Origin of the sequence: Gimesia aquarii (assembly GCF_007748175.1) — a bacterium.
GTDB lineage: Bacteria > Planctomycetota > Planctomycetia > Planctomycetales > Planctomycetaceae > Gimesia > Gimesia aquarii_A.
The window spans coordinates 795,948-822,494 of sequence record NZ_CP037422.1 but is presented as its reverse complement, the minus strand read 5'-3'; the positions used below and the strand labels follow the sequence as shown (position 1 = coordinate 822,494).

The following is a 26,547-nucleotide window of genomic DNA, read 5'->3' as shown; positions in this document are numbered from 1 at the left end:
ATCCAAGATGAGCAACACGAATCAGGAAGAGGTCGGTAACCTGTCGAACGCTGAATGCGATTTCCCCAAGTATGCCGCCACTACTGAGCACACACTGCAACTCCCCAGCGGGCCACTTGCCTACAAGGCGGTTGCGGACTGGATTAGCTTGCGAAAGATCCACAAGCCTGTAGCACACCTGTTTTACACTGCGTACATCGCCGAACCACAGGATTGTACCCGTCCATTGACTTTTGTTTTCAACGGCGGTCCAGGGGCGGCATCAGCTTATCTGCACATGGGAGCCCTGGGGCCAAAGCGAGTGGTGTTCGGAAAAATGGGATCGCTGCCAGAACCGCCGACGCAGGTGGTGGACAATCAAGAAACTTGGCTGTCATTTACCGACCTGGTGTTCATTGACCCCGTGGGAACGGGATTCAGTCGGGCACTGAAGGAACCGGGCGCAAACAAGAATGCGGACGGCAGCAAGGAAAAGTCCGCCGAATCAGAACCGGAAGAGAATCCCGAGTTCTGGGAAATCGAGAAAGACCTCGATGCGCTGGGCGAATTTATCTGTCGATTTCTCTCAAAGTATCATCGCTGGACGTCGCCTCTGTTCATTGCGGGAGAGAGCTACGGCGGATTTCGAGTGGCCAGGATGGCGCGGAGGTTGCAGGAGAAGCATGGCGTGGGCTTGTGCGGCGCGCTGCTGATTTCACCTGCGATCGAACTCGATGCACTTCTTGATTCAGACTACAACCTGGCGTACTGGGTTGAACTGTTTCCGTCGCTGGTCGCGGCCGCACATCATCACGGTCGCACGGAGGATCTGGGCAATGATGACATTCAGAGCCAGGGAGAAACATTCGCCAACAACGAGCTGGTGCGGTGGCTGGCACAGGGTGAGGCACTACCCGCAGATGAACTGGCGTTGATCGTTGGGCGAATGTCCGCACTGACAGGGCTGTCGGCGACCGTGCTTGAGCGAGCAGGCGGCCGGATCAGTGCGACAATGTTCAGCCGCGAACTGCTGCGTGGCGAGCGACGATTATGCGGTCGGTACGATGCCTCTGTGACGACCGTGGACCCCTTCCCGGATCGCAATGGCTATGAAGGGCCAGACCCGACACTGTTTTCCATCGACCGTCTTTTTACCGGCGCCATCAATCATCACTTGCGGACCAACCTTAAAGTGGAAACTGAACTCGATTACCGCTTGCTAAGTATGCAGGTGAACGAGAAGTGGAAAGACAAGAGCAATCGGCACTTCTTTGTACGACAGGTTGGTGCTATGGATGATCTGCGATACGGAATGAGCCTCAATGAGCACATGAAGGTGTCTATCACGCATGGCCGCTTTGACCTCATCACGCCTTACTTCGGCAGTCAGCGACTAACGAAACTGATGAAACTTACCGACGAGCAGAAATCGAATTTGACCTGCCGGAATTTCGACGGCGGTCATATGTTCTATAGTTGGGACGAGTCACGCATCGAATTTCACGCGCAAATGCGGAATTTCTATCAATCGGCCTTGCCGGGCGATCGTGACGCATAGCCCAAGTGGTCTCAAGGCACATCCCGCCCGCGCAGGGCAATTGAAAGCGATCCCGAATAGCGGACGTGGAATTTCGGGTATACCGTTTACGCGATCACGCGAATCGGGTATCGTAAAACTTCTCCCGAAAATGGGTCGAATTACAGGACGTCTGAAGAAACAAATGAGTTTATTGTATAACGTCTTGCATAACCGGGCCGCCGCGGTTGATGCTCCATTTGGAAACGCGCTGTCGGCGGCTCCGCGTTCATGCCTTTGTTATGCCATGATTAGCCACGCGAGACGTATTTCTGAATGCAGTGAACGGCACCAAGCCCACGAGCGAGCCGGTGAAAGCTTGGGAGCATTTCAACGTTGTATCCAAGGTTCTCCCAGATTTGTTTGTTGGCATTGTCAGATGCCTGAAGATACGAGTAGTCCTTTTCGGACGATCCCGGCGACTGCAGGTCGTAACCGTAGGTTGGCAGCCAGACCTTCTTGTCGCCGGCGTCTTGTGTGTTTTGGACGAGTGCATTGTTCGCGGTAGCAAAGTACCAGCTACGCAATTCGACCTGAGAGACTCCAGCTGCAGTTAATGTTGTGTATATCGAGAAAAGCTCGGGATCGTGAGGGCGGTTGAACACAGAAACCGGCAACATCCGAGAAGAGAACGTGATTGGGAGTGGATTCCGGATGACTGTGTAACCGCTTGCAGAAAGATTGCTGGCGATATTGTCGAACACATTTTGCATCGAGTATCCCGCACCACTGGTGGACCATGGCGTGGCGGGACCTAGCGAAGGGTCTGCAACCAGAATCTGATAGCTACCGTTCTGATCCCTGCCAGCCAAAGACAAGAACATGTCGATGTGGAACAGCGGCTGTGCAGTGCCATTCTTGTTGCCCTGATAGACCATATCGACGTAGTACGTCCCCTGCTCCTGAGCGAGAACAATTCCTTCTGACGGTACGGGCACAGTTGATCCGATGTACCGAAGAGTTCGGCTGCTGTCGAGATATTCTGTATAAAGTCGGCGAACCAATTGTTCGCCCGTTTCGCCGGGGTTCGGAAATATTGAATTATTGACGTAGTCGAGTGTGTTTGTCGGATAGTCGATTCCAATAAACCAAAAATCGTCGCCAATCAGAATGTTGCCCCCTTGGAAGTAGAGCGGCGTCTGGAAATTTTTCAGCGAGGTTGCATTCGTTACGTAGTCTGAGATTACCGCATCGGCGTAACGGAGGAACGAAAGTGGTTCGATGAAGTAGGTCTCGCTGGCAGACGTTTCTGAAATTGCATACGCATCCTGAGCCCAAATCGAGAACCCAACATGGTCGGGAGCCTCAACCACGGCCGCATTTGTTCGGTTATAGGTTTGAATCCAGTTCTCGACAGTTGATTTCGAACCGGTGTTGACCAAGCACAACAAGTCCGTGTGAGCAGGGAGCGTCTCAAATAATTTGTCGTAGATCGCCGCAAAGTCGCCGGAGGTGTTCCCGACTGGGATCGTCAACAGCATGCCGGTGATCTTGCCGTCAGCACTCGGAATCAGTTTCGGATTTTGGGGTTGAGGGGGTTGCAGATTGTTGAGGAACTCAAAGTTCCGTGCGCTCGCTCGCGCACGTGTTGCCAACGCATTTAGTTCAAACGCATCTACTGGAATCGCGATGCTAGGAACGGCCATCGATTGCGGAAGGTCGCGTCGAACAACACCATCGTTTTCGAGGAGGCTATACAAATAGGCGGACGAACTCACGTGACACTCCTTTTTGTCCAAGCAGTTGGGTTAGTGGCATAACTTGTTATTAACCTGCACGGCCTTGTTCTGATATGATGCCCCAGCGGCTCCATATCACACATAGATTCTGGACATAATGCCAGAATGCTGTACATGATACTAAGCAAAGCTAGATTTTCAATATGTAACTTTATTCTTACTTTCTGTTTACATCAATTACTTGCTGATATTGAAAATAGAAAACGCAACCAGGAATGATGCCGAGAAACGTTGGTTTTATCTAATACTCCAGGAGCGTTTCTGACCAGAGTTTTCCGGTTGAGCGATGAATCCGTGAATACATATGGCTTTCACGCACACGTATGGAGTCCGCGAATTGGGTCCTTTGAGCTTACTGTCCGGTAATTGACGAGTTTAGCGAACAAAATTTGTCATATGTTATGTGAGAGCAGTTTTGATTTTGTTTCACTGCTAATCGAACACAACGTCTCAGCAAAATAAGTCGTTTTACTGTTTGGTCTCAAATAAAGGTGTCTGTTGGAAAATACGCCTGTGTTAGCTCAGCTGGTTAGAGCACCGGTCTTCGGAACCGGGGGGCTACGCAGAACTAGCGTTCGCCGCTGAAAAACGACTAGACGGGGACCGATTCGCGGTCTCCAGCAGCGGGCAGAAGAAAAAACAGAAATAAATCACCACTCGTTAGACACGGGTGAGGCGCGATGTTAAGTTGGGGAGGGATTCAGGGCATGGTATAGCCCTCCCGCTTCGTCAGCACGAGGTGGTTCTGGTAGACGATTACCCCTCGCAACAAAGGCCTGCCCCTTTTCTTCCGGGCAAAGTAAGACTAATGATGGCTATGAGCTTCTTCGATATCGCTGGCATCCTCGTGGCCCTCGCAGCGGCCTTCGCATTCATTAACCACAAACTGCTCAAGCTGCCGACGACGGTAGGCTTGATGCTGCTGGCTATGCTGCACGCGGTCGCGCTGCTGTTAATTGATTGGATCGTACCGGGGACGGACGTGCTCACCTCGGCCGAAACGCTCATCGGCTCCATCGACTTCGACCAGACGCTGATGCAGGGCATGCTCGGCTACCTGCTCTTTGCCGGGGCGTTGCATGTCAACCTCAACGACCTCAAGAAACAAACCGCGGTCATCGTCCTGCTCGCAACCATCGGCGTCCTCGCCACGACGTTCATCGTCGGCGGGCTCACCTACGTCATCACCGGCTGGCTCGGCATCAAGGTCCGCTTCATCTATTGCCTGATCTTCGGTTCGATCGTCGCTCCAACCGATCCGATCGCGGTCTTGGGGATCTTCAAGAGCCTCGGCGCACCCAAGTCGCTGGAGACCAAGGTCGCGGGCGAGTCGCTGTTTAACGATGGCGTGGGCGTGGTAGTGTTTATTGCGCTCCTGGGCATCGCGGGTTTGGGCGGGCATGGCGAGTCACCTGAAGACCTAACGAACAAGGAAGAGCCCAATCGCACCGTTGAACAGCGCGAACAAGAACATCCGCACGAGGTTCCAGCAAACAGAGAAGTAACAGAGATGAACGCAAGCGACGTCGCCAGGCTCTTCGCCCTCGAAGCCGGCGGCGGGATTGCGTTGGGCTTTGTGCTGGGGCTGCTCGCGTTCTTTCTGTTGCGATCAATTGATCACTACGCGACGGAGATTTTGCTTTCGCTGGCGGTGGTGACGGGCGGGTATGCGCTGGCGATGAAGCTGCACCTATCCGGGCCGTTGGCGATGGTGGTCGCGGGGCTGATCCTGGGTAACCATGGCCGAACGCTGGCGATGTCTGACAAAACGCGCGAGCACCTGGACACGTTCTGGGAGTTGGTGGACGAACTTCTGAACGCGGTGCTGTTTGTGCTGATCGGGCTGGAGGTCCTGGTGCTGTCGTTCGAGGGGCAGTATCTGCTGGCCGGGGCTCTGGCAATCCCTGCTGCGCTGCTGGCGAGGTTCCTGTCCGTTGGCACGGTGGTGACCGTCTTGAAGAAGGCGACCGGCCGGGAATTCACACCGCACGCGATCAAGATCATGACCTGGGGCGGCCTGCGCGGCGGGATCAGTGTTGCACTCGCGCTATCGCTCAAGGAAGAAATCCACGCCCAGCAATCGCAGTATGACAACGTCGGCGAACTCGTCCTGACCATGACCTACGTCGTCGTCGCCTTCTCGATCCTCGTCGGCGGGCTGACCATCGGGCCGATGCTGAGCCGGCTGGGTCTCGCGGGGCAGGACAAAACAGACGCCCACTAACTACTTATAGCAGCCTGCTCGCGGGGTTCACTTCGAGGAGAATAAAGGGGTCAGAGGAGAATAAAGGGAGGAGAATAAAGGGGTCAGGTCTCTTTTATTCCTGGCTGTATTCTGTTATACTCCTTGTATGCCCCGTACCAAACGAATTTGTCCTGCCGGTGAAGTGTTTCATGTGCTCAATCGCTCTGTGGCGCAGATGACGCTGTTCGAGAAGCCGGACGATTATGCTGCTTTCATGCGGGTCGTTGAGGAAACGTGGGCAAAGATACCGCTACCGATCTATGCCATGTCCGTAATGCCTAACCACTGGCACTTTGTGGTACGCCCCCAGACAGATACCCAATTGACGGAATTCTTTCAACGACTCACCGTCACCCATACCATGCGCTGGCACGCGCACTATTCAACCGGGGGAAGCGGTCACTTGTATCAGGGACGATTTAAATCGTTCCCAATTCAGTCAGACGACCATTTGCTGACAGTGATGCGTTATGTCGAACGCAACCCGCTGCGAGCGAATTTGGTCAAACGTGCCGAGGAGTGGGAGTATGGCTCCGCCTGGGCACGACAACAAAAGGGAGATACGCTCGCGTGGCTGACAAAGCTCAAAAATCCACCGCTACCACGCCAATGGCGGTCACTGGTTAACAAACCACAAACGGACGCCGAACTGGCTGCCGTCAGAAAATGCATCACTCGCGGAACACCCTTCGGCGATGACAAATGGACCAGCAACACAGCCATACGATTATCCCTCGAAAGCACAACACGCCCCCGAGGAAGACCCAGAAAAGAGACCTGACCCCTTTTAATTTCCAGCGGTGTGCGTATTCAGGAAGCGATTGCTTTGCAATCTTGTAAGCAGTCGCCAGTACCATCCGTGGAGATTTGCTTGTCTGTATCATGCAATATGGTGTATCATGACTTATTAATTACGGAAATAGCAAATAAGAGTAGGTTTTCTACAGAGCATTCCTGACACCTTTTTATATCTGAAGTGTCGTTTCAGCGGGGCATAAACACTCAATCAATGGTTTGTTCTAAGTCTCATTTTCACTGCTGATATCCAAATAGCAGAGGCAAAATCACCACGTAACCACTGCCTGGCAGAGATTGCACCCATTTCTTGCCCTCTCATTTGCCTTGAGTCAGATGTTTCAAATCTAGTGGTTGAAGATCATCGTATGTGATAGCCAGACGAAACAGTGATTCATCGAACGGTTGCTTGATTGCTCGAACTGAAGCATCGAGGAACACGGCATGTACTCGGTCTTGAAAGAGCCCCCCAAGCTTTGGGAGTGGTTTTTCAGGATCGAACGCGAGGTCGACTGGTTTTGTCCAAAGAACAGGTTCTCCAGCCTCGACAATAAGCAATGTGGATGAAACTCCGTCTTTGATCGAACTCAGCCGGAGTCCCTGTGAGCTCTCAAACGGCGTCCCTTTGCCAACGAAGACTTGGTAGAACGTCTGAAAGGGTTCTTTCGTCTTCACTCCCACTGGCGAGTAGACATCCGGCATCTTCGACAGTAATGCCTTGTTGTGCGGACTATTCCAAGGTTCATCGAGCTTAAATTGTTTGTGCAAATCGGCGAGTCCGAGGTACGGGAGCAATGCAACTCGCCAACTGAGAGTTGACTGGCCTTTCTTGTTCACAATCGCGGCGGACGGTAAACGTTTATGAACTTCGAAAAATTCATATGTTGCAAGACCCAACCGAGTCAAATTCTTTCGGCTTCGCGTCATGTCGGCTGTTCTCTGCTGAAGGAGATTCCCGGTGCCAGCTGACGTTTCCGCGGGTACAACGCGTTCGAGTACGAACGTCCGGCTTAATTTTCGGGGTAAAAATTCTCTCGGCCGCTTTTTATTACTGCGGGAAAAGGCAAGGTGGAGCGTCTTGTCCGATAGCAAATAAATTCCTAAATGGGAGTCGCCGCCCCTGGAGTTGATTCGCTTGTTCTGAGGAAACGCCAGCTCGTTTAATTTGATACGTCCCGGCTCGTTGGACGGGTCCAGTGAATAACGATATTGCTGAACCAACTGTTGCTTGTCATACACAAAAGCAATCTTGTCTGCCGTCACAACAACCTGAGGCCGTAGCTCCAGAGTTGAGGGGAATTTCGTTCCCCACCTCGTTTCATCGATGATCCGCCACGTTCCTTGAATTTGTTTGGCGTGATGCTGCGGCGCGGTAAGTTGCTCGCTGGAAATGTCAAAAGGAACAGCCGGTGAGCCATGTGTCTCTCGTTCGAGTTTAACGTGGACTAGTGTATTTGAACCTGTTGACGAAAATTCCTTGGGCATCTTGAATTCAAATTTATAACCAGGAGCGCCGAGATTAAGACAAAGCTCTAGATTTTTGTCATCAAGCTTATAGATTCCAGTGACTAACAAGTTTTGATAGTTACTGTTCGGGTGCGCCATAAAAATCTGTTTGGGATTGCGGTTGGCGTTCAGTTTGAAGATTGGCGTTTCTCGCGGAGACTTTCCGCTCATCCATTTGATCTGGTCGCCAACAATGATCCATCGCCACGTTTTCGATTTCTGTCGAAGAATGCCAGCTTCTCGCAATTCAGTGACCCGCCAGGTCCCTTGCAGTTTTTTGAGATCAGCCGCAGATTCCGAAGAGTTTTTGAGTGGTGCCCCCCGTCGAAACTCGAACATGAGAGAGTTTGAACCCTTCTTCGCGAGAAACCTGGTGGGACGAGGTGCGTTATGGCGTGTCGCCAGACTGAGCTTCAATGAATCGCTCTCCACCTGATAGATGCCTTTGAGCAATCCTGTTTTCAGTCCCGGGTTGAGAGCAGTAGAGGGGTTGTCAAAACTATTGGCGTTCAGATCGATTTCATTGTAGCCTTTGCCATTGATCAGCTGGTAGCGTCCGACCTCCCAGCCTCTATCTTTGTACTCAATGGTCAATTGACCGTTCACGAAATACCACACTCGGAATCGCGGCCGCAGCGATGTCGCCTTAGCCTTACCCGCCAGCCATGGCGGTACTTGATCTAGAGACACTTGCACCCATGAACCGTCCAAACTGTTCGGATCCGGTTCCTTCACTCCGGCGAGTTTCTCTTTAGTTGTGTTTTTGCCGTCGGACTGGCATGCCTCGATCGCGCCGGTGCAAAGCAAGTAACACAGCAACATGATTAGGTTTGGAAGTCGTATCATATTTGTCTCACGCGGATGTCGAATTCTCAATACAGTCGATGGTTTGTACGATCGGGAGCCATCTCTGACATTAGGGCGTAAATGATGCGCAGGTATCACGCAAATTTTACTCATTCTACTGAAGAAACTTAGTGGACATGTGCATCAAGCCATCCAAGCTACGTTGTATTCCGGTCGGTTGCGAGCAAAGGACGTTCGTCACTGTCGGTGACAGGTTTATCATGACCGAGACTCCAAAATCTCAAGCACACCCGTCTGAGAAAAAAGGTGTCAGGAACCTTTATCTCGTTCCGACTCGCTGGGAACGTTCTGATTTTTGTTACCCGTCAAATAATATTGGATTGCCGGTGTGACCCAAACAAAACAAAGTAATAGCATCACGACGATGCTCAACCTGAGCAACCGAAATACAGGCCAGTCGTCAATCGGATCGGGCAGCCACATCTCGTCAAACTCTGGTGATGACCCGGAACTAAATATCAGCACGCAGTAAAGGACAAAGGGAACCGACACAATCGCGGAAAGACCGTATGAAGTGAGTAGTGCCGCACGTCGTCGGAAGATGCCGAAGAACAAGGCGAGCATGACACCAACTCCGTAGACGACCGTACTGATCGCGGCCAGGAAGAGTAACAGGCCATTCCAGAAGGAAGCGTCAGCGTGCATTGCATTCTTCCGCGTTAGTGGGAACAACATCGGCAATCGTACCCCACTATCAATAAAACTTACGTTCTTAACTCCCAGAGTCGCCAGTATTGACATGCATTTCAACACCGTAAACCGGGAACATTGTTTTTGTTATTCTATCACCTACATAACTTGAACAAGACTAAATTGTTTCAGTATTACTCACTCAGGGTAAGAAAGAACAAAGGGGTCAGACCCCCTAAAGGGCAGGAACAAAGGGGTCAGACCCCCTAAACTGTAGCCCCCTAAACTGTTCGGCGTTCACCGGGCCATGAAGAACCACGTTGATTTCAGAATCCGCGTGGCCCGTAGCTCCGGTGCAACGCATTGTTATCCAATCTTTGTTGTCAACGGCGGAACGAGAATGTCCCTGTTTGCCTGTTAATCGTCAGCCATTCTTTGTGTCGATGAAAGGGTGGAACTGAAAGCTGAACCTCGAATTCCACGTCAGTCTCGTTTGTGATAGCAATTTTAGATTGCCGACAGATCCCGTTGAGCAGGTCATTGCCCATCTTGAGCGCCAACGTGCGATCAACTGGACCCACACCAATGCGATATTTCAGTCTACGTTGCAGCAGCGCCGACCAATCCACAATTTCTGGTCGCTTTTGGTCTCTTGCAATCGCTATCGCATCGTCCAAAGCACTCAGTTCGCTGTCATTGCCACGAAGCGTGAGGAACATCAGGTAAAAATCGAGGCTCGAAAGTATGTAATCGGCTTTTGGGCAACGAGTATCGTCCGCGATCGGAATCAGGATCGGCAGAAAGTCACGCCGTCCAAGTGCGAGATCTTCGTCCTGTTCATCGAGATGCAGGTTCTCATCATACGCCCATCGCTGAAGCGTTTCAGGACTTGGATCCCAATCGTGCAGTACAGTTTCTTCGGTCATAATGGATGGGGATAACTTGTTATTAACCTGCACAGACTTGTTCTGATATGATGCCCCAGCGGCTTCATGTCACACATAGATGCTGAATATAATGCCAGCATGCTGTATACGGTACCAAGCAAAATTAGATTTTCAATATGTAACTTTATTCTTACTTTCTGTTTACATCAATTACTTGCTGATATTGAAAATAGAAAACACAACAAGGCGTAAGAAGATCATGAAACTCATTGAGCAACTCGAACAGATATTAAAACGCAATCAGTTCTCGCCCGATTGAGACGAGCAAATGAAAAATATCAATGTCTGGGAAACAATAAATTACCCGGTCATTCAGAGTAAGTTCATTCCCCCTGCATCGTATCAATTCGTACGCCTAAAATCGATCGAAGTTAGCTGACTTCCTCCATTGAGTTGTAAACGTCAGTGACATAGAGCTGGGCCAGTTTTCCTTGATGAAACAACAGGAATACATTTGGAGCTACTACATAGGCGGTATGATTATCTGGTGGCCCCTCTTTAAAGTTAAGCAGAAGAGTGGGAATGGGAGGATCACCGTGCATGATGGCGTGCATCGGAGGCATTTTGATTAACTCCGGGGTTTAAATCAGCAATAATTTCGACGGCATCATATAACTGGATTTGGACAATATATTCATTTTTGAAATAAACATAGTGTCGAATGCCATGCATTTCCTCTGCACTCAGGTTAATTGCTAGCAAAATGGAGTGCTTGAGTTGTTGTACGAAAATGATGAGTTTCGTGAACAAAATTGAGCGGTCGGACTGACATGGATCAACTTCAGATCAAATCGCAGTGACGTGAAACTGTTTAACGGTGATTTAATGCTTGATTCAGAAATGGTATGAGTAAATGGGACTTTCAGCAAATTTAAGTAATGAATTTCGCTGAGGGATCCCTTCTACTTTCTATCCGCCTCACGGAATTGCCACTGATAGGCAACCCGACCACCAGCGCCAGTTAGTTTGATGTGGGATAGTATCACCTTGCCCTTACCAGCTGATGGATCGATCCGGACGGCGAGAACAGCATTCTTGGCAGTGAATTCGATCGCGTAGGTATGAGATTTGCCATCGTGATGAACGTTGAAGAGCTTACTTCGATCGCGGTGGAAGGCTGGGACGACCCCCTTCTCAGACCAGTATATTTGGCCCTTCCCAGAAGAGTTTGAAATCAACTTGAAGTGCAGCGTGAGCGTTTCTTTCGACACCTCTTCAGGAAGAACGTAACTCGCATGTGGATCTTTGCCAGAACTGGTAAACACCATGGAACCATCCTCGATCGAAAGCTGACATGTGCCAGAAGGTTGCCAACCGGCAACGGGTTTGCTTCGCTTTCGAGGAGATTGTTTTTGATTTTTTCTGCTCCTCTTCAAGGCCGCTATACCTTCGAGTTTGGGGCGATACTTCGACACATCGAATTTGGGATTGGGTTTTGGCTGGACTGCTTTGGTGTCGAGTAGGAACTTGTCAATCAGTGCGTCCATTTCATGGACTCGCTTGGGAAATTTCTCGGAGATATCTTTTGTTTCTTCAAGATCGTCCTTCAGGTTGAACAACTTCCAGCGATGCCGACATTCTTTGCCTCCATAGAAGATACGGATGAGCTTCCAGTCACCCTGATGAACCGAAACCGACGGAGGCAGCCAATCGGGCACGTTCGGGCTGTGGGGGAAGTACGTGAAGATGGCGTTGCGATTCAAGGACTTGCCTTTGAGTGCGGGCAGAATGCTTATGCCGTCGAACTTCTGTCTACGCTGTGGTTTGATCTCTAGCATATCGAGAAGTGTTGGATAGAAGTCGCTACTCTGGATGATTTCCGTGCTGCTTGAGCCTGCTTGCACAATCTTGGGATAAGCCACAATAGCAGGTCCTCGGATTCCCCCCTCATACATAGTCGCTTTGCCGCCGCGTAGCGGTGAGTTGCTCGTTGCCGTCGTGCCATCAACTTCGTTATACATATTCCCACCGTTGTCAGAGGCAAACACGATGATCGTGTTGTCCGCAATTTTCAGACGGTCCAGGGTATCGAGCAGCGATCCCACAGCATCGTCCATACTCTCGATCATGGCTGCGTACGTAGGACTGCGTTGCGGATTTTTGGGATCGACTTTCTTCCGGTATTCATCAATTAACTTCTTCTTGGCATCGAAAGGAGCGTGAACACTGAACATCCAGTAATTGAGAAAGAAGGGCTTGTTCTGGTTATTCTCCATAAAGGCCACCGCTTCTTTTGCCATGCGATCCTCGATATGTTCGCTCGGCGTTTGCGGGTCGAAGTCGGGAAACTTCCAAGGTGCAACGTAACTACCAGCTGGTCCGGGACCAGGCCAGTTTGGTACATCGACCTGGAACCCATGTTCCAAGGGAGAATACGGTTTGGAACCAAGATGCCATTTACCAAAATGACCAGTGGCGTACCCGTTGTCTCGGAACATCTCAGCCAGAGTGTAATATCTGGTGTCTAATCTCGTGGCTGAGTTGGGCAGGATGGCTTTTTTATTTGGTGGGGCCTTCTGTCCCAGAGTGGCTTTCAGAAGTACTTTCGGAAGATGGCATCCTGGTGAAGTAATGCCGATTCGAGCCGGGCTGAGCCCCGTAAGGACACTCGCACGAGTTGGTGAACAAAGTGGACTGCAAGCATAGGCTCGCGAGAACGTCATACCGCGAGCAGCGAGCCGTTCGATGTTAGGTGTCTTGTAGAAATTGGTTTTGCCAAACAGGGTTGTGTCGCTCCAACCGAGATCGTCTGCCAGAATGAGTATGACGTTTGGCTTTGATGGTCTGGGGGCAGCAACTGCACATGACAAGCCAGAAAGGATTGTCATTGACAAAATCAGATAGCGTAAACAAAAGAAGATTGTCATGACGTCCCTGTTAATTGATTGTGGAATTAAAATGGTAAAGAAAAAACGTTGTATAAGAGATGCCGGCGCTCATACTGATTCTATTGCACCTAGTTGGACCAGGAGTACGATCTGTTTCATAGTTCAGTCCTGAGATGCCTCATGAATGACTCCTGTTAGAATGCTCAGACATTAATTTTATCAATGACTGTTCTGTTTGTCTGCTGAATCGGGAATGGATTCCCGAATACGTTGGTTTTCGCGAATGGCTGTTGAAACACTCGACACATACCGCAAGATGCTCTAACTGAATACGTTTATGCCGTAAGCGAATTCTAAACACTTGCTTCCTGTCAATGGCAGAGATGAAAAAAGGGGTCAGGTCCATTATTGTTACTTTATAGACTACGCTAAAATTTCTTTTTTTATTCTGGTATGGAGTGCCATTCTGATCTGGTTTTTTGAAAGCCAATGAACTCTTCTACCGCTTTTCACGTCAATTCCCAAATGGGGTCTGACCCCTTATCCCCCTTGCGAACGCAACCCACTGCGAGCGAATTTGGTCAAACGTGCTGAGGAATGGGAGTACGGCTCCGCCTGGGCACGACAACAAAAGGGAGATAGCCCTGCGTGGCTGGCAAAACTCAAAAATCCACCGCTACCACGCCAATGGCGATCACTGGTCAACAAACCACAAACGGACGCCAAACTGACTACCGTCAGAAAATGCATCACTCGCGGCACACCCTTCGGCGATGACAAATGGACCAGCAACACAGCCATACGATTATCCCTCGAAAGCACAACACGCCCCCGAGGAAGACCCAGAAAAGAGACCTGACCCCTTTTAATCAGCTTTTAATCAGCAATTCAAAATAATATCGCGTGATTGAGGCCATCCATTAATGAAAAGTGTATGGGTAACGGTTACTACCGGACACTATGGCAGTTTAAGAACTATGTCTTAATAGACAGAGGCACGCATACTTTGCCAAAACTTCGCATTTCTTCTTTATCGCTTTTATCCTGAATCCACCCTGAACGCCATTGAGTAGACCGTAATGATCTTGTGGTGCGACTTAATGTTATAGGTCATAAACAATCCGAAGTGATAAAATTATCAGGTTGCGCAAAGATTTCCTTTAATTAGGAAATGGTTCATATAAATGATTTTTCTTTTTTATTTCATTATTTTACCTCCAACTAATTTCACCTGTACAACGAAAACAATCCGATCTTTTTGATCAGGTAGATAACATTCAGTCTCCTATGAACTAACTTTCAAAAAAACTATTTAGTCAAATAGCTAAGGAGGGCCATAAAATGCGTAGTAGTAGTAGAAACATTTTAATATTAGGACTTATTATTCTAACGTCTGGGTGTATGCCTGGTGTGAAGGTAAAAAAAAATCCAACTGATCGGGATACTGGAATTCGATATTACCGACCAAAGCCCTATTTGTTGATTACTCCATCCAGTGTAAAAAAAACTTTGGGTACAGGTCCAACACAAACATCTGAAACTTCCCCTTCTGATCAATTTGTTGAAATGAAATTAGATTATCTCCCTGATTTTAGTGAAGAATATTCAATAAATGTAAAAACTGGATTTGGCACAGCAGATGTTCAAATAAAGCTAGAAGATGGCTGGAATCTAACTTCAATCAATCAGAATCTGGACTCAAAAACGAATGAAAACATAAGTGCTGCAGCAGATTTGGTAACCGCATTCGGTAACGTTGCTAAACCAACAAGTCTAAATAGTTCAGTTCGAGGAAAGGAAAAATGGGTTGTGAAAGCTACAAATGTACCATTGGGCTATTATGAGTCTGTCATTGGTCCAGATCCTTACTGTAGTAATAAAAAGCGACTTTATGGATGGCGGTACGTAGGATTTGCACCATTTAATTATTGCCCAACTGATATCTGTGGTTCTAAAGAAGTTTACTGTAACGATGGAAGAGCCGCTATTTATGGCCTTACCTTCAATGACGGAGTCATGGTATTTAGTCCTCTCGGTTTGATTTCTTATGAATCAGGATCAGAGATGACACTAGTGCCATTTGGAGATATTGATGACACTGTAAGAATACCCCAAAGTCAGAAAGAAGAACTTCAATCTAAAATCAAGAAAAAAATATTAGAAAGCATTTCAGACCTTGAATTAGGCGATAAGCTTAATGTCAACGTTGAGCTTGATCAGGGAAACATAACCAAAGTAACACTATCTCCAGGCAATTTGCATGACTACTCATTTATAGCCGACTCAATGGGTAAGGCTATCGCGAGTGTAAAAGAAAATGTGGAAGAAGCAGTAGGGTTCACAGGTGAAGTCGATGTCGTAAAACCTATGGATCCTGCCTCTTTCCGTTTGCAATCTATAGGTTTTGAATAAAATTAAGAATTTCGGGGCCAAACAATAAAATATATTGACATAAGTAGTTATTGTTTGTTCTTCTGTATATTTGGATATAGCCGTAATACAATTCTGTATTACGGCTTTTTTATTCATATTGTTTGTGAAGTGGGGCTCCAAAATTATGCCAAGTTTGACCCAATCAGAATACCAGTATGCTCTCGAGTATTTACGTAATGACCCCAAAATTAAAAGTGATCCTAATATAGTTGATGTTGGGATTGGCTCTGGTTTACGTCAATTCTTACGGCAAGATTCCTCTCGAGAACTCTGTATTTGTTTCTATGTAAAGAAAAAACAAAACTCAAAATCAAAAAAAAGTTTTCAAATTAAAAAAAGTAAGACGATTTCAGTTCCGTTAAACAAATCTGGATCAATGAACTTGTCACTTCCATGTGATGTGGTTGAAGTAAATACGGTAAAGCCTAGTGGTCGATTCATTTCAGAAAATGGAAATATTAAAGTAACTACAGGTAGTGTTATAAAATGGGAAGAAAACCGTAGTTCAGGTACTACCGAGAACTGGGGAGTGATAACAGTAGCTCATGGATTAAAAAACTTAGCTAATAATCAAGATGTTGAAATTTTGGCAAGTTCACAACCTGGCTCGGGTACTGAGGCATTTGAAGGTACTGTCATCGTTCAATCCGATGATGATGAAAATATTGGTGGGAATCATTTGATTGATGCAGCTATTATAGATATATCTGTTGAAAATATTAGAGCAAATGGACTTCATGAACCTAGGTTAAATTTACCCTTCGTTGAAGAGATAGTCCCACTTTCTAATTTAAGAAATTTGGATGATAAAAAAGGTGACAGTCATCCTGATGGTCAAAGCTTTGCATTCACACTAGGAGCTTATTTAGGGGACTCAAGTATAATTTCCGACTTAGGTACTTTAGCTGATTTATTCCATGCTTCATCACACCTCGATAGAGGTTTTGAAGAAGGACGTTCAGGTTCTATTTGGAGAATAGACAATCGCCCAGCGTTCATGCAAATTGGAGCTGACTCTGCTACTTTTAATGAAGGATACGGACAAAGTTTAGAGACAATATTCAATTGGTGCAATTTTGCATTGAGAAGAATACGAAGAACTTTTGTAAATGGATCCTTGAAATACGTAAGGTCTTTTTGAGTAATAAAAGTTATTGGAAGCGACGACGAAAAAAGCGTCTGGGAAATACCTGCCGATTACTTGGGCACTTGCCGTTTTGATGCCTTGGTAACAGCCGTTACCTGGTTATTATTCGTTTGGGAGATCACTAGCTGATGTCTGGGTAACTCTTATTACCTGGTCACTCTTTTAAAGTGTGTCTGTTAAACAGTGGGTTTTTGAAATTCCAGAATAGGTATGAGTTGATGCGACCGAAGATCTGCTAACGTCTAGCTTAACCGGGCGGCGAGGTTACGTGTTGATTTCAGATACCGCCGGATTCGTCGCTCCGGTTCACGCTATTGTTAGCTCATACTCTCGAACCTTACAAATGGCGTTTGACGAATCCACCCATTCGTCCGTTGTACTCGATCGGATACTTCTCGGAGTCGACGTCTCCTAGCAACGACCACTTTGCATTGACCATTCGGCTTGTCCAGACGTTGTCATAGACCCAGGCAGTCCACCCCAAGTTGTGCCTATCTACGTAATCGATTAGCTCCTTCCCAAACTCGTCGGCTGTGCCATGTACGACCCGCCCCGCGCCCTGCTCAAAGCCCCACTCTGATACGAATACTGGGACTCGGTCTACGATTGGATCGAGAACGTTGGCGATTCGACGTCCAGGGTCGTGGCCGGGGTATGTGTGCGTAACATATGCTATCGAAGGTGGGTCGTTTTCCGGATCCAGTACTGGATCAGTCGCAGCCCCTGCCATTTCCAGACAGTAATTTGGACCACCCACGAGAATCAGGTTTTGCGGAGCATGCCGCCGTATCAGGTTGACAATTGGCTGGGCCATTTCATTCTTCCATGTTGCCCAGTCATACGGACCTTCCCAGGGATCGGTAGATCGTGGTTGCACCGGTTCGTTGTAGATGTCAAAGATTACGTTGGAGTATTCTCTGAACTTCGGCGCAATGAAGCTCCAGAATTCGAAGGCTTGATCCTTTTTGTCCAGGTACCCAAAGGAAGGTTTGTCATCGATTAAAGGTTCGCCATCGACGTAGTGCATGTCAATAATTGCATAGAGTCCAATGTCCGCGCAGTAGTCAACAAGGGGCTTGAGATAACGGTGAAAGTATGTGTCCTGTTGATGCAGGAATCCATATCCGTAGCCATAGAAGTCTTCCGGTATCACGGGGATCCGTACCACCTTGCATCCCAGATCAAAGAAGATTCGATCGGCAACGTCAAGCAGACTGACTCGGTGCCGATCCCTGTAAATAGCTTCTGGATCGGCGATATTAACGCCCTTTAACACGACTTCGTTGCCGCTTAAATCAACAATTCGCGAATTCCTAGTTCGAAGCCGAGGTAGCTCTACCATTTGTTCATCCTAGATAGCTAACTGGTTGTTAACCTGCACGGTCTTGCTCTGATATGATGTTCCAGCGACTTCACATAACATATGAATCCTGCCTATAATATCAGAATACATGTGTATAATAACAGGGGAAATTTGATTTTCAATATGAAACTTTATTATTATTTCTGTTTACAATCAGTTACTTGCTGATATTGAAAATAGAAAACACAACAAGGCGTAAGAAGATCATGAAACTCATTGAGCAACTCGAACAGATATTAAAACGCAATCAGTTCTCGCCCGATTGAGACGAGCAAATGAAAAATTTCAAGACCGGGTAACAGCTGTTACCGAGACATCAGAAAACAGCAAGTGTCTGGTAATGGTCCCTTCTTGTTGCGAACCACATTCCTGCCGAACGTCACCGTTCACCGGGCCGCGGCAAACGACGTTGATTTCAGCACCCGCGCGGCCCGCGGCTCCGTGTGCAACGGATTGTTACGCGTTTTCTTTGCGTTCCAAAACGCGCTCCTGCTGATCAGTGATTTCGGACGCAAGGTTCTGTAAATCCGGGAACAGCTTGGATTGCGAAACACCGGCCAGTCGAAGTTGCCATTCAAGCTTCGACTTTGCTGCTTGGGGGATTCTGTATTTTTGCAGAAAGCGTTGACTGTCCGCCAGTTGTTCAAGCGGAGTGCGATCGGCGTGGATCGTGAAAACGCCCTGTTGAATGAGCATCCGCAGATCGACCTCGTCATACAGCGTTGCGATAATTCCTTTGTCAGTTCCGCTTGCCCCGAAAGCTGGACGCATCAACGGCTTCAGTTCCGGATTCGAAAGTGCCGGAATATGCGGTAAGTCAAACGCCTGATTCAGCAGTACGGGCGATAAAGCCCAAATGGCGGCGTCGGTTTCGCGTTTGCTGTTGTGAACGGCAAAATACGCTGCAACGAGAATCGACTCCGTCCAGTCGAGTAGACGTGTTGGCACTCCGTAATGCTGCATAAGGCACAACCAAGCCGCCTGATCGTTGGAGTCGGGGCATCGGGGGTGACGTGACAAAGCACGGCGGCGAAAGTTCATGACCAGAGCGGATTCATAGCCAGTATTCGGGAACTTGCGGTGAACGGTTGGGCGCAGATCCCATGATGCGCTGTTATCCGCGTGCCCCCGAAACCACACGACGTATGTAAATGCCTTTGATGCGATTTCCGCACACTCGAACAGGTCACCAATTGAGTGAATCTCGCGAGTGATTGGAAACTCCGCGGACATACGAGTCAGCACCTTTAACGCATAACTTGTTATTAACCTGCACGGCCTTGTTCTGATATGACACTGATATGGAACAAATACGCGCAAAATAAACGGTTTTTGTTCTGATATGATGCCCCAGGGGCATCATATCACACATAGATGCTGGATATGAAGCCAACATGCTGTATATGATACCTCAGGGAATTCGCTTTACAAGTTATAAATTCATTTACATTAGACAGTTATAGTCAGTAGCTGCTGAGATGAAAAAACAGAAACGCAACAAGGTACGAAAATAACTTGAATCTCATTGAGCAACTAAAACAGATAACGTTCGTTTTCGCGAGTGGTTGTTGAAACACTTGACACACACCGCAAGATGCTCAAACTGAATCCGTTCTTGCCGTAAGCGAATTCAAAACACTTGTTTCCTGTCGATGGCAATGAAAACCGTACACATCCAGGACATCGTTAGCAACACGGAGAACGAGTGGGCAAAAGACACACGTCGGGGAAGAGGACTACCGGGACTGTGAAAAATCGTTGGCAGTATTTTCCAGCAGTAAACTGGCAGAATCAGTTTTGGTTATCTGACTTCCTTTCTAAAAGTTAAAATGATGGGTGGTGACCAATAGTTTCCCGATCATTATTGATGAGCTCATCCGCATAATTATATCAAGACATCCTGGCCATTTTGCTCCCTGTTCTTACAACACCGCTGCCCGATTTTCATCTGCTAGCTGTCGGGTGATATCGGTTAGAATCTTTTCGGGCGGGGGTTGTATCGGCTGTGTGCGAGTGTTCGTGCTTGCTACTTGATGGATTTTAGTTGATTGTCAGGGAGGGAGGTTCTGTAATGTGGTGTTTGATGTGCATGTTGTGGCGTTTGTTTTCTGGTTGGTGGACGGTTTGTGGTTTGAGTTTTGGTAACCATTGCAAACGGGGCGAGGTGGGCGAGTTTCTTATTTGCGCAGTTTTGTCTGAGAGTTGGTTCATTCGTGACCGATTGAGATCAGATTTTGTCGCTGATAAGGTCAGTTTGGGTACAAAAAGCAGTGAAGATTGGGAATCGGTTTTAGTGTCGCCGGTGGAATTCTTGCTGAAACCAGTGGGTTTTATCGTACTCAGATCCGCAGGCGCAGAAACATTCAGTATTGAGAAAACGGTTTTCGCGCCAAAATGGGGTCGCTCGACGGTGGCTGTGTGATTAATCGCATGTTTCCTCACTTTCGGAAAATCAATAAACCCTCTCAAATCTCTTAAGATTTGGCCATCTTTTTTGATCTCACGGAGCCAGTTTACGTTCTCAATAGTAATCATTTCACCGTTTTTTAGCTTAAACAATGCGAAATCACTGAGATCGACCACTTTACAACTCAGAGCCATAGATGAGTACAGTAAGTCTAAATACGATTATGATACTAATTAACCCTGGAGTCGTTACTCACTCAGAGCACGATTCATTGAGAGGGTCAAACATCCTGGTTGTTAAAAACATTGAGAACTTTGAACATCCATATCGCCAGTAGCGAGAACTTTGATCGCTTCACGATCAACGGCTCAGCAGAGCAATGGCTGACGATTCATTGCAGAAGCCGACACTAATTTGAAGAGAGGACCAGATATGAAAGAGTATGATCCAAAGGCCAAAAATCTTTTGATCAAATTTGGAATCACCGGGCTTTTTCTGGCAGGGTTATTTCTGGTAGTGAGTGGTTACGTTGTGTATTCGCAATTTCGAATCGACGTACCCGCAAAACACTTTGCCGTTTTAACGAGAAAGACCGGAATTGATCTCACGAATGATCAGGAAATCTCACCAGACCCCAACTTGAAGGAAGCGATTCACAAAGGTTTGCAGCGTGAAGTGTTGCCGGAAGGACGTTACTTTTACAACTGCTACAACTGGGACTGGGAAATTTATCCCATGGTCGAAATTCCGGCTGACTCAATGGGAGTTCGAATTCGCATGTACGGCGAAGATCTGCCGCCTGGCGACTTCATGTCAACAAGTGAAAAGCACAAAGGCATCATCGAAGAAGTGCTCAAACCGGGTCGCTATGCGATTAATGCTATTGTGATCGACAGAGAAACAAAGGAAACGATTGGCAGACCTCGAAGCAAAAGCGATTACATCGAGATCATCGAACTTTGGAAACCGAAGGTAATTCCGGCTGGATACAAAGGCATTGTCACAAATCTTGCAGGCCCCATGCCGGAAGAACCCAATCAACTACTCGTCGCCGCCAATCATCGGGGACCACAAGAAGCGACATTGGATGAAGGTACCTATTACCTGAATCCCTATACGATTCGTATCAATGCGATCGACACACGGTCTCTCAGATTTGACTTGTCTGAGGGGGGCGACATGATGTTTCCCAGTAAGGATGGATTTCCGATTACCCTCGATGGTGTGATTGAATTTCGGGTGATTCCTGATACCGCCGCTCAAACTTATGTAACCTACAACGATGTTTCCAATGATAAGGTTGGCTCAACGGCCATCGCCGAGGAAATCATCAATAAAGTCATCATGCCTAACGCGCGTGCGTTTTGTCGTCTACGAGGTTCCAATACGAGTGCCCGTGAATTTATTGGCGGAGAAACCCGTGCCGCGTTCCAGGAGGAGTTTCAGAGAAAGATCACGGAAACTTGCAAAGAGCAAGGAATCGAAATTGTGCAGGCTTTGATCACGACGATCACACCTCCCGAAGCCATCGCGGGGCCATTACGAGATCGAGAAATCGCTGTTCAAAAGAAAGGTCAATACAAACAGGAAACACTACAGAAAGAACAGGAAGCTGTACTGGCCACCGAGACCGCTTTGATTGAACAGAAAAAAGATCTTGTGACGGCGGACCGTGAGATCGTCAAGAAGATCACACTGGCTAAGCAGGAACAGGGAGTGGCTCTGGAACAAGCAGAGCGAGATAAAGAAGTGGCTCAAGAGGAACTCGAAGCCGCCAAAGACCAGGCTCTGGCGATTCTTGCCAAAGCACGTGCTGAAGCAGCGGTGATCGGGTTTGAGAATGTTGCAGACGCAGCGGGTTGGAAACGGTCTGTGGATGCATTTGGAGGTGATGGCTCAGGATTTGGTCGTTACGTTCTTTATCAGAAGCTTGCTCCTGGCTTCCGAAAGATCATGACGAACACAGCAGACTCTCCATTGATGAGAGTGTTTGACAATTTTGTGGATGAGACACGGGATGCGCCGCGCCCTGTCACCCCGGTATTGTCAGATAACTAAACGCGTCTGTTGGCAAGATAAAACAACTCTCACAAGGAGAAGACTCATGAAAAAAATATTAACCACTATTACCTCGATTTTAATATTGTTGCTAGTGCTACTTGGACTCGGATTTCACTGGACCATTGATCGCATTTATGTTGAAGAAGGACAAAGCCTTCAGCTTCGTTACAAAGGGCCTCTCATCTTCGGAACTCGAAAAAAAGCCGAAGCCGGGATGTGGGCGCAAGATGGTGAGATGGGAGTACAAGCCGAACTACGTGGTCCCGGACGACACTTCTACTGTCCGATCTGGTGGGAACGCAAAATTGTGGATGACATCGTCATTAAACCCGGCGAGATTGGAGAGGTGACTTGCAAACTCGGAAAAAACCTGGAGGGGGCCAACTTCCTCGTAGAAGGTGATATTGGAACGACCAAGCACAAGGGTGTGCTCCGCAAGGTACTTCATCCCGGTCGATACAGAATCAATCCTTACGGCTACACAGTTGAAGTCAAAAAGCGTGTCGATTTTACATCCGGCCAAACAAATAAAGTCGCAGGTTGGGTCGAAATTCCGACAGGCTATGTAGGCGTTGTCACACAGTTGTCAGAAAATCCGACAACGGGTACGAAAAAGGGTGTTCAGAAAAACGTACTGCCGCCTGGAAATTATCCGATCAATGGACGTGAACGACAAATCGACATTGTGGAAATTGGTTATCGTCACAGTACAATTCAGGTTGAAGTCAAACATGACGCGAATGGAAATATCGTCGTCGACGAAAATGGTGAACCACAGATTTCCGATATGAACAGCGGAATCGCATTTCCAAGTGCTGACGGTTTCCCTATGCACATCGACTTCACGGGGATCTGGGGGTTGATGCCTGATCAAGCACCACACGCTGTCAGAACTTTTGGTAATGTTGATCAGGTCGAAAAGAAAGTGGTGTTGCCTCAGATCGAATCGATCTGCCGAAACAATGGTTCGGAATACAAGGCCGTGCAGTTACTGGTGGGTAGCGACCGTGAGGTTTACCAGCGAACGTGCCTGGAACAATTCCATAGTGTGCTGGACGACAAAGCAATTACGCTACTGTATGGGTTGGTACGTCATGTTTACGTGCCCAAACAGGTACGTGAACCTATTCAGTTGGCTTTTATTGCAGATGAGCTAACACTGACACGTGAAGAAGAACAGACTACTGCGAAAGAAGAAGCCAAACTGCGTGAAGCAGAAACCAAAGTAGAACTGGCAACCGACACAGTAGACGCGGACACTGCAAAACAAGTCGAAGAAGCAAAGGCAGGAGGTGAGCGAGAAGCAGCAAAGATTCGTGCTGAAACAGAGAAACTAGTCGCGGCAATTGACAAAGAAACCGAAGAGTTGAAAGCACAGGCTGTCACCATTTTGGGAGAAGCCACAAACAACGGTAAAAAAATGGTTGAAGAAGCGAAAGCGGACCGATTTAAATTAGCCGTTGAGGCCTTCGGATCACCCAAAGCCTACAACGACTGGTTCTTTGCCACCAATCTGCCGGAAAACGTGGAACTCAACTTCCTGTATGCAGGCGAAGGAACGCTCTGGACCGATATGAATTCAGCAAATGCGGGATTCGGTATCAGAGCAACCGTCCCGCTGAAATCAGGATCTACTGAAAAACAACGAACTCGATCTTTACCCAAACAGAGGGGACCCATCAAACCTGTGAATCGATTGTCTACAGCCAAAAAGGCGCGATAGCTCTCTCTGCATTGTGATACGTCTTATCATTGGATATGCTCATACTTTGGGAGGCACAAATACATAATTGGTATTGTGCCTCCCCGAGTCATTTGATGATGGTCGAGTTAATCTCTAAGCAAGTAGAAAATCGTATGACGACTTGCGCATTGAAATGTCGTCAGGCACTGTGTATTGGAGGCACCTTTATTGGCTCATGGCGATCACTTAAGTAACGGACAGCGTAAACGCGCCTTCTTCTCGATGTTAATCATGGTTCCTCTGGCTGGGGCTGCGACTGACATCTACGTTCCTTCTCTGCCAGCCATGGCGCATGCTTTCGATGCTTCTCGATTCTCAATTCAATGCACTCTACTGATCTTCATGGCATTTTATGGACTTGGCCAGATTATCGCCGGGCCACTGACCGATACTTTCGGTCGCAGAATCCCAACACTCCTTTGCACAATTGTTTTTGTACTTGCCTCTGTCGGTATCGCCTTGTCTCCCCCGCTGTGGGCGGTGATCGTATTACGAGCGGTACAAGGGCTCTTTGGAGCGACCTCTGCAGTTGCAGCGCGGGCCATTGTGGCGGACTGTTACGATGGTTCAGGACGGACGAAAGCCGCCAACTGGATGACGATCGCCTGGGCGACAGGGCCGATTCTCTCCCCCGCACTGGGTGGTTATCTCCAGGTCTGGTTCGGCTGGACGGCGTCCTTCTGGTTCCTGTCCGGATGGGGAACAATCGTCGTGCTTGTTTCGTTATTCATCTTACCTGAGACACGGGTCAACAATTCGAATACTCAGTTCTTCGAAGCATTCAAACTCTATAAGCAAATGGCCACGGACCGTGTCTACCTTCCGACCGCACTGGGTATGGCCTGTTTAATTTCGGTGATGTTCGGCTTCGAGGCAATGGGGCCTTTTTACATCCAAACCGATCTGAAACATAATCCTATCTTCTACGGTCATTTGCAGTTGATCCTCGGATGCCTATGGCTGGCAGGCAACTTCTTCAACCGCTTTGTGAGTGCGCACATTAAGGTGATCCGAATCATCACCGCTGCTGCCGGGATTTCATTACTGGTCAGTCTACTCATGCTCGTGCTTGATCTCTCGGGGGTGTTTAGCGTGATGGCGATAGTGGTCCCTGCTGGGATCGTTTATTTCCTGATGGCCATGATCTGGCCGAACGGATATTCTTTATGCCTGGGTCGATTTCCAGATGCAGGCGGCTGTGCGAATGCACTGGTTAGTGGGCTATTCATTATTGTCAGCGCATTCTTTACTGCAATTGCTTCGTTTATGCATTCGCTGACTGCCTGGCCAATGTGGTCATTGTATGTCCTCGTTTGTACCGCCACGCTCATTTGCTTTCGTGGATTCCTCAAACAAGAATTCAATTATAAGGTGCGTTGAATAATCTCTTCAGTGATAGAAAATAAAAAGGCTCTGTTCCTGGAAACAGAGCCTTAACATTCTCAAGTCGAAATCACACTAGGGTATGAATAGACTTATCGACGGCCACGATGACCTCGATGTCCATGGTGCCAATGACCACGGTTTCCATAACCTCGGTATCCCCAGTTACCACCACGGTATCCATTAAAGTAGCGACTCCCACCATAGTAACCTCTACCACCACTATAAATACCAAAGCCGAATGAAGGGCTACGATAAAAATAGTTGGAACGGTAAGAGGGATAGTAATTATAAAAACCACCATACCCACCAAAACCGTAGCCTGAGTAACATCCCCCAGCCTGAGCTTCTTGAGCGGGAGTCAACAACAGCGCGCCCCCCATCACAAGCCCCATGCAAAGTGCCAGCTTCAATGCTTTTGATTTTCGAGGAGTTGACTGCACCTGGCCAACTGTGTTTGTTTTGTTTCGCATCGTTTCTCTCCTTGGAAAAAGAACCAAAAATGAGTGCAGCAGAATTTCTGAAACGTCTCCCCTTTATTGCCTCACACTCGATCGCAACGCAGTAGAGAGCTCTCAGGTTTACCTTCTCTCTCAGCTTGCTGTATTCAAAATATCGCGATCAGCGTGCCGAAGACTCGAATTTGCATTCTCAAATCTTTAAACTATTTATTGATATACACTTAAGCAATGCATGCTGTTCCTCTATCGAAAAGTGAAACCCTAAAAACCGTCTCGATATCGCATCCTTGAGTATCAAAATGACGGCAGGTTGAGAGGAGAGTTAGGCAGGAACTGCCGAAGCGATCGAGATAAAAAAACAAGCCTCTCATTCAAATGATCGGGCCGAACCAAATGAATGAGAGACTTGAAAAACGTGCCAGATTGAACCTGAAAA

Annotated in this window: 19 protein-coding genes; 9 read left to right on the top strand and 10 right to left on the bottom strand. The window is 47.9% G+C overall.

All coding sequences use genetic code 11. The features are described 5' to 3' along the window. The first annotated feature begins 7 nt into the window (after nucleotides 1-7). Nucleotides 8-1,537 carry a S10 family peptidase gene (locus V202x_RS03370; RefSeq protein WP_145171200.1) on the top strand — a complete coding sequence of 510 codons (1,530 nt, stop codon included), beginning with the start codon at nucleotides 8-10 and terminating at the stop codon, nucleotides 1,535-1,537. A gap of 269 nt (nucleotides 1,538-1,806) precedes the next feature. On the opposite strand, the gene V202x_RS03365 is transcribed toward V202x_RS03370, so the two are convergent. Beyond that, entirely contained in the window at nucleotides 1,807-3,273 is a 1,467-nt protein-coding gene (locus V202x_RS03365; RefSeq protein WP_145171198.1) for a hypothetical protein, read from the bottom strand. An 838-nt stretch (nucleotides 3,274-4,111) separates the two neighbouring features. Between V202x_RS03365 and V202x_RS03360 the strand changes: the two genes are divergently transcribed. Both V202x_RS03360 and V202x_RS03355 read left to right on the top strand, forming a co-directional pair. Further along, on the top strand, nucleotides 4,112-5,518 hold the full coding sequence (locus tag V202x_RS03360; protein ID WP_145180339.1) for a cation:proton antiporter: 1,407 nt from the start codon (nucleotides 4,112-4,114) through the stop codon (nucleotides 5,516-5,518). A 127-nt stretch (nucleotides 5,519-5,645) separates the two neighbouring features. Further along, nucleotides 5,646-6,320, top strand: coding sequence for a transposase (locus tag V202x_RS03355; protein WP_145171196.1), 675 nt, complete (start codon nucleotides 5,646-5,648; stop codon nucleotides 6,318-6,320). Between the two features lie 332 nt (nucleotides 6,321-6,652). Here the strand turns inward: V202x_RS03355 and V202x_RS03350 are convergent, their stop codons facing one another. The 5 genes from V202x_RS03350 to V202x_RS03330 form a co-directional block, all read right to left on the bottom strand. Next, nucleotides 6,653-8,686: a TIGR03067 domain-containing protein gene (locus tag V202x_RS03350; protein WP_197993200.1), complete on the bottom strand. Its 2,034-nt coding sequence runs from the start codon at nucleotides 8,684-8,686 to the stop codon at nucleotides 6,653-6,655. A gap of 270 nt (nucleotides 8,687-8,956) precedes the next feature. Beyond that, a complete protein-coding gene (locus tag V202x_RS03345; protein WP_145171192.1) occupies nucleotides 8,957-9,448 on the bottom strand; it encodes a hypothetical protein in 492 nt (163 codons plus the stop codon). Nucleotides 9,449-9,720: 272 nt separating this feature from the next. Then, nucleotides 9,721-10,263, bottom strand: a complete 543-nt coding sequence (locus V202x_RS03340) for a hypothetical protein (RefSeq protein ID WP_145171190.1) — start codon at nucleotides 10,261-10,263, stop codon at nucleotides 9,721-9,723. Nucleotides 10,264-10,655: 392 nt separating this feature from the next. After that, the gene (locus V202x_RS03335; RefSeq protein WP_145171188.1) at nucleotides 10,656-10,847 is read right to left on the bottom strand and encodes a hypothetical protein; all 192 of its coding nucleotides are present in this window, start codon (nucleotides 10,845-10,847) and stop codon (nucleotides 10,656-10,658) included. Between the two features lie 339 nt (nucleotides 10,848-11,186). Continuing rightward, nucleotides 11,187-13,151, bottom strand: a complete 1,965-nt coding sequence (locus tag V202x_RS03330) for a sulfatase (protein WP_145171186.1) — start codon at nucleotides 13,149-13,151, stop codon at nucleotides 11,187-11,189. Nucleotides 13,152-13,689: 538 nt separating this feature from the next. On the opposite strand from V202x_RS03330, the gene V202x_RS03325 reads away from it, so the two are divergent. The 3 genes from V202x_RS03325 (at nucleotide 13,690) to V202x_RS03315 (ending at nucleotide 16,686) form a co-directional block, all read left to right on the top strand. Then, complete coding sequence (locus V202x_RS03325; protein ID WP_145171184.1) at nucleotides 13,690-13,971, top strand: hypothetical protein; 282 nt, start codon at nucleotides 13,690-13,692, stop codon at nucleotides 13,969-13,971. Nucleotides 13,972-14,453: 482 nt separating this feature from the next. Beyond that, nucleotides 14,454-15,524, top strand: coding sequence for a hypothetical protein (locus tag V202x_RS03320; RefSeq protein WP_145171182.1), 1,071 nt, complete (start codon nucleotides 14,454-14,456; stop codon nucleotides 15,522-15,524). Nucleotides 15,525-15,669: 145 nt separating this feature from the next. Then, nucleotides 15,670-16,686 (top strand): hypothetical protein, encoded by a 1,017-nt coding sequence (locus tag V202x_RS03315; RefSeq protein ID WP_145171180.1) that lies wholly within the window; start codon nucleotides 15,670-15,672, stop codon nucleotides 16,684-16,686. 343 nt (nucleotides 16,687-17,029) lie between these two features. Here the strand turns inward: V202x_RS03315 and V202x_RS03310 are convergent, their stop codons facing one another. The 3 genes from V202x_RS03310 to V202x_RS03300 all read right to left on the bottom strand — a co-directional run bounded on the left by V202x_RS03310 (nucleotide 17,030) and on the right by V202x_RS03300 (nucleotide 20,590). Then, on the bottom strand, nucleotides 17,030-18,034 hold the full coding sequence (locus tag V202x_RS03310) for a glycoside hydrolase family 5 protein (protein ID WP_145171178.1): 1,005 nt from the start codon (nucleotides 18,032-18,034) through the stop codon (nucleotides 17,030-17,032). Nucleotides 18,035-18,511: 477 nt separating this feature from the next. Next, nucleotides 18,512-19,288: an FRG domain-containing protein gene (locus V202x_RS03305; protein WP_145171176.1), complete on the bottom strand. Its 777-nt coding sequence runs from the start codon at nucleotides 19,286-19,288 to the stop codon at nucleotides 18,512-18,514. Between the two features lie 807 nt (nucleotides 19,289-20,095). Continuing rightward, on the bottom strand, nucleotides 20,096-20,590 hold the full coding sequence (locus V202x_RS03300; RefSeq protein ID WP_145171174.1) for a hypothetical protein: 495 nt from the start codon (nucleotides 20,588-20,590) through the stop codon (nucleotides 20,096-20,098). Nucleotides 20,591-20,894: 304 nt separating this feature from the next. Here V202x_RS03300 and V202x_RS03295 point away from each other — a divergent pair, with 304 nt between their 5' ends. The 3 genes from V202x_RS03295 (at nucleotide 20,895) to V202x_RS03285 (ending at nucleotide 25,647) form a co-directional block, all read left to right on the top strand. Continuing rightward, entirely contained in the window at nucleotides 20,895-22,520 is a 1,626-nt protein-coding gene (locus tag V202x_RS03295) for an SPFH domain-containing protein (RefSeq protein WP_145171172.1), read from the top strand. A 46-nt stretch (nucleotides 22,521-22,566) separates the two neighbouring features. Then, the gene (locus V202x_RS03290; RefSeq protein WP_145171170.1) at nucleotides 22,567-24,246 is read left to right on the top strand and encodes an SPFH domain-containing protein; all 1,680 of its coding nucleotides are present in this window, start codon (nucleotides 22,567-22,569) and stop codon (nucleotides 24,244-24,246) included. 174 nt (nucleotides 24,247-24,420) lie between these two features. Beyond that, nucleotides 24,421-25,647, top strand: coding sequence for a multidrug effflux MFS transporter (locus tag V202x_RS03285; protein ID WP_145171168.1), 1,227 nt, complete (start codon nucleotides 24,421-24,423; stop codon nucleotides 25,645-25,647). Nucleotides 25,648-25,742: 95 nt separating this feature from the next. Here the strand turns inward: V202x_RS03285 and V202x_RS03280 are convergent, their stop codons facing one another. After that, a complete protein-coding gene (locus tag V202x_RS03280) occupies nucleotides 25,743-26,123 on the bottom strand; it encodes a hypothetical protein (RefSeq protein WP_197993199.1) in 381 nt (126 codons plus the stop codon). Nucleotides 26,124-26,547: the final 424 nt, after the last annotated feature.

Bases quoted from the DNA above. Each gene is read 5' to 3' on its own strand.
- V202x_RS03370 (WP_145171200.1), top strand. From the start codon at position 8: ATGAGCAACACGAATCAGGAAGAGGTCGGTAACCTGTCGAACGCTGAA.
- V202x_RS03360 (WP_145180339.1), top strand. From the start codon at position 4,112: ATGAGCTTCTTCGATATCGCTGGCATCCTCGTGGCCCTCGCAGCGGCC.
- V202x_RS03355 (WP_145171196.1), top strand. From the start codon at position 5,646: ATGCCCCGTACCAAACGAATTTGTCCTGCCGGTGAAGTGTTTCATGTG.
- V202x_RS03350 (WP_197993200.1), bottom strand. From the start codon at position 8,686: ATGATACGACTTCCAAACCTAATCATGTTGCTGTGTTACTTGCTTTGC.
- V202x_RS03345 (WP_145171192.1), bottom strand. From the start codon at position 9,448: ATGTCAATACTGGCGACTCTGGGAGTTAAGAACGTAAGTTTTATTGAT.
- V202x_RS03340 (WP_145171190.1), bottom strand. From the start codon at position 10,263: ATGACCGAAGAAACTGTACTGCACGATTGGGATCCAAGTCCTGAAACG.
- V202x_RS03335 (WP_145171188.1), bottom strand. From the start codon at position 10,847: ATGCCTCCGATGCACGCCATCATGCACGGTGATCCTCCCATTCCCACT.
- V202x_RS03330 (WP_145171186.1), bottom strand. From the start codon at position 13,151: ATGACAATCTTCTTTTGTTTACGCTATCTGATTTTGTCAATGACAATC.
- V202x_RS03320 (WP_145171182.1), top strand. From the start codon at position 14,454: ATGCGTAGTAGTAGTAGAAACATTTTAATATTAGGACTTATTATTCTA.
- V202x_RS03315 (WP_145171180.1), top strand. From the start codon at position 15,670: ATGCCAAGTTTGACCCAATCAGAATACCAGTATGCTCTCGAGTATTTA.
- V202x_RS03310 (WP_145171178.1), bottom strand. From the start codon at position 18,034: ATGGTAGAGCTACCTCGGCTTCGAACTAGGAATTCGCGAATTGTTGAT.
- V202x_RS03305 (WP_145171176.1), bottom strand. From the start codon at position 19,288: ATGTCCGCGGAGTTTCCAATCACTCGCGAGATTCACTCAATTGGTGAC.
- V202x_RS03300 (WP_145171174.1), bottom strand. From the start codon at position 20,590: ATGATTACTATTGAGAACGTAAACTGGCTCCGTGAGATCAAAAAAGAT.
- V202x_RS03295 (WP_145171172.1), top strand. From the start codon at position 20,895: ATGAAAGAGTATGATCCAAAGGCCAAAAATCTTTTGATCAAATTTGGA.
- V202x_RS03290 (WP_145171170.1), top strand. From the start codon at position 22,567: ATGAAAAAAATATTAACCACTATTACCTCGATTTTAATATTGTTGCTA.
- V202x_RS03280 (WP_197993199.1), bottom strand. From the start codon at position 26,123: ATGCGAAACAAAACAAACACAGTTGGCCAGGTGCAGTCAACTCCTCGA.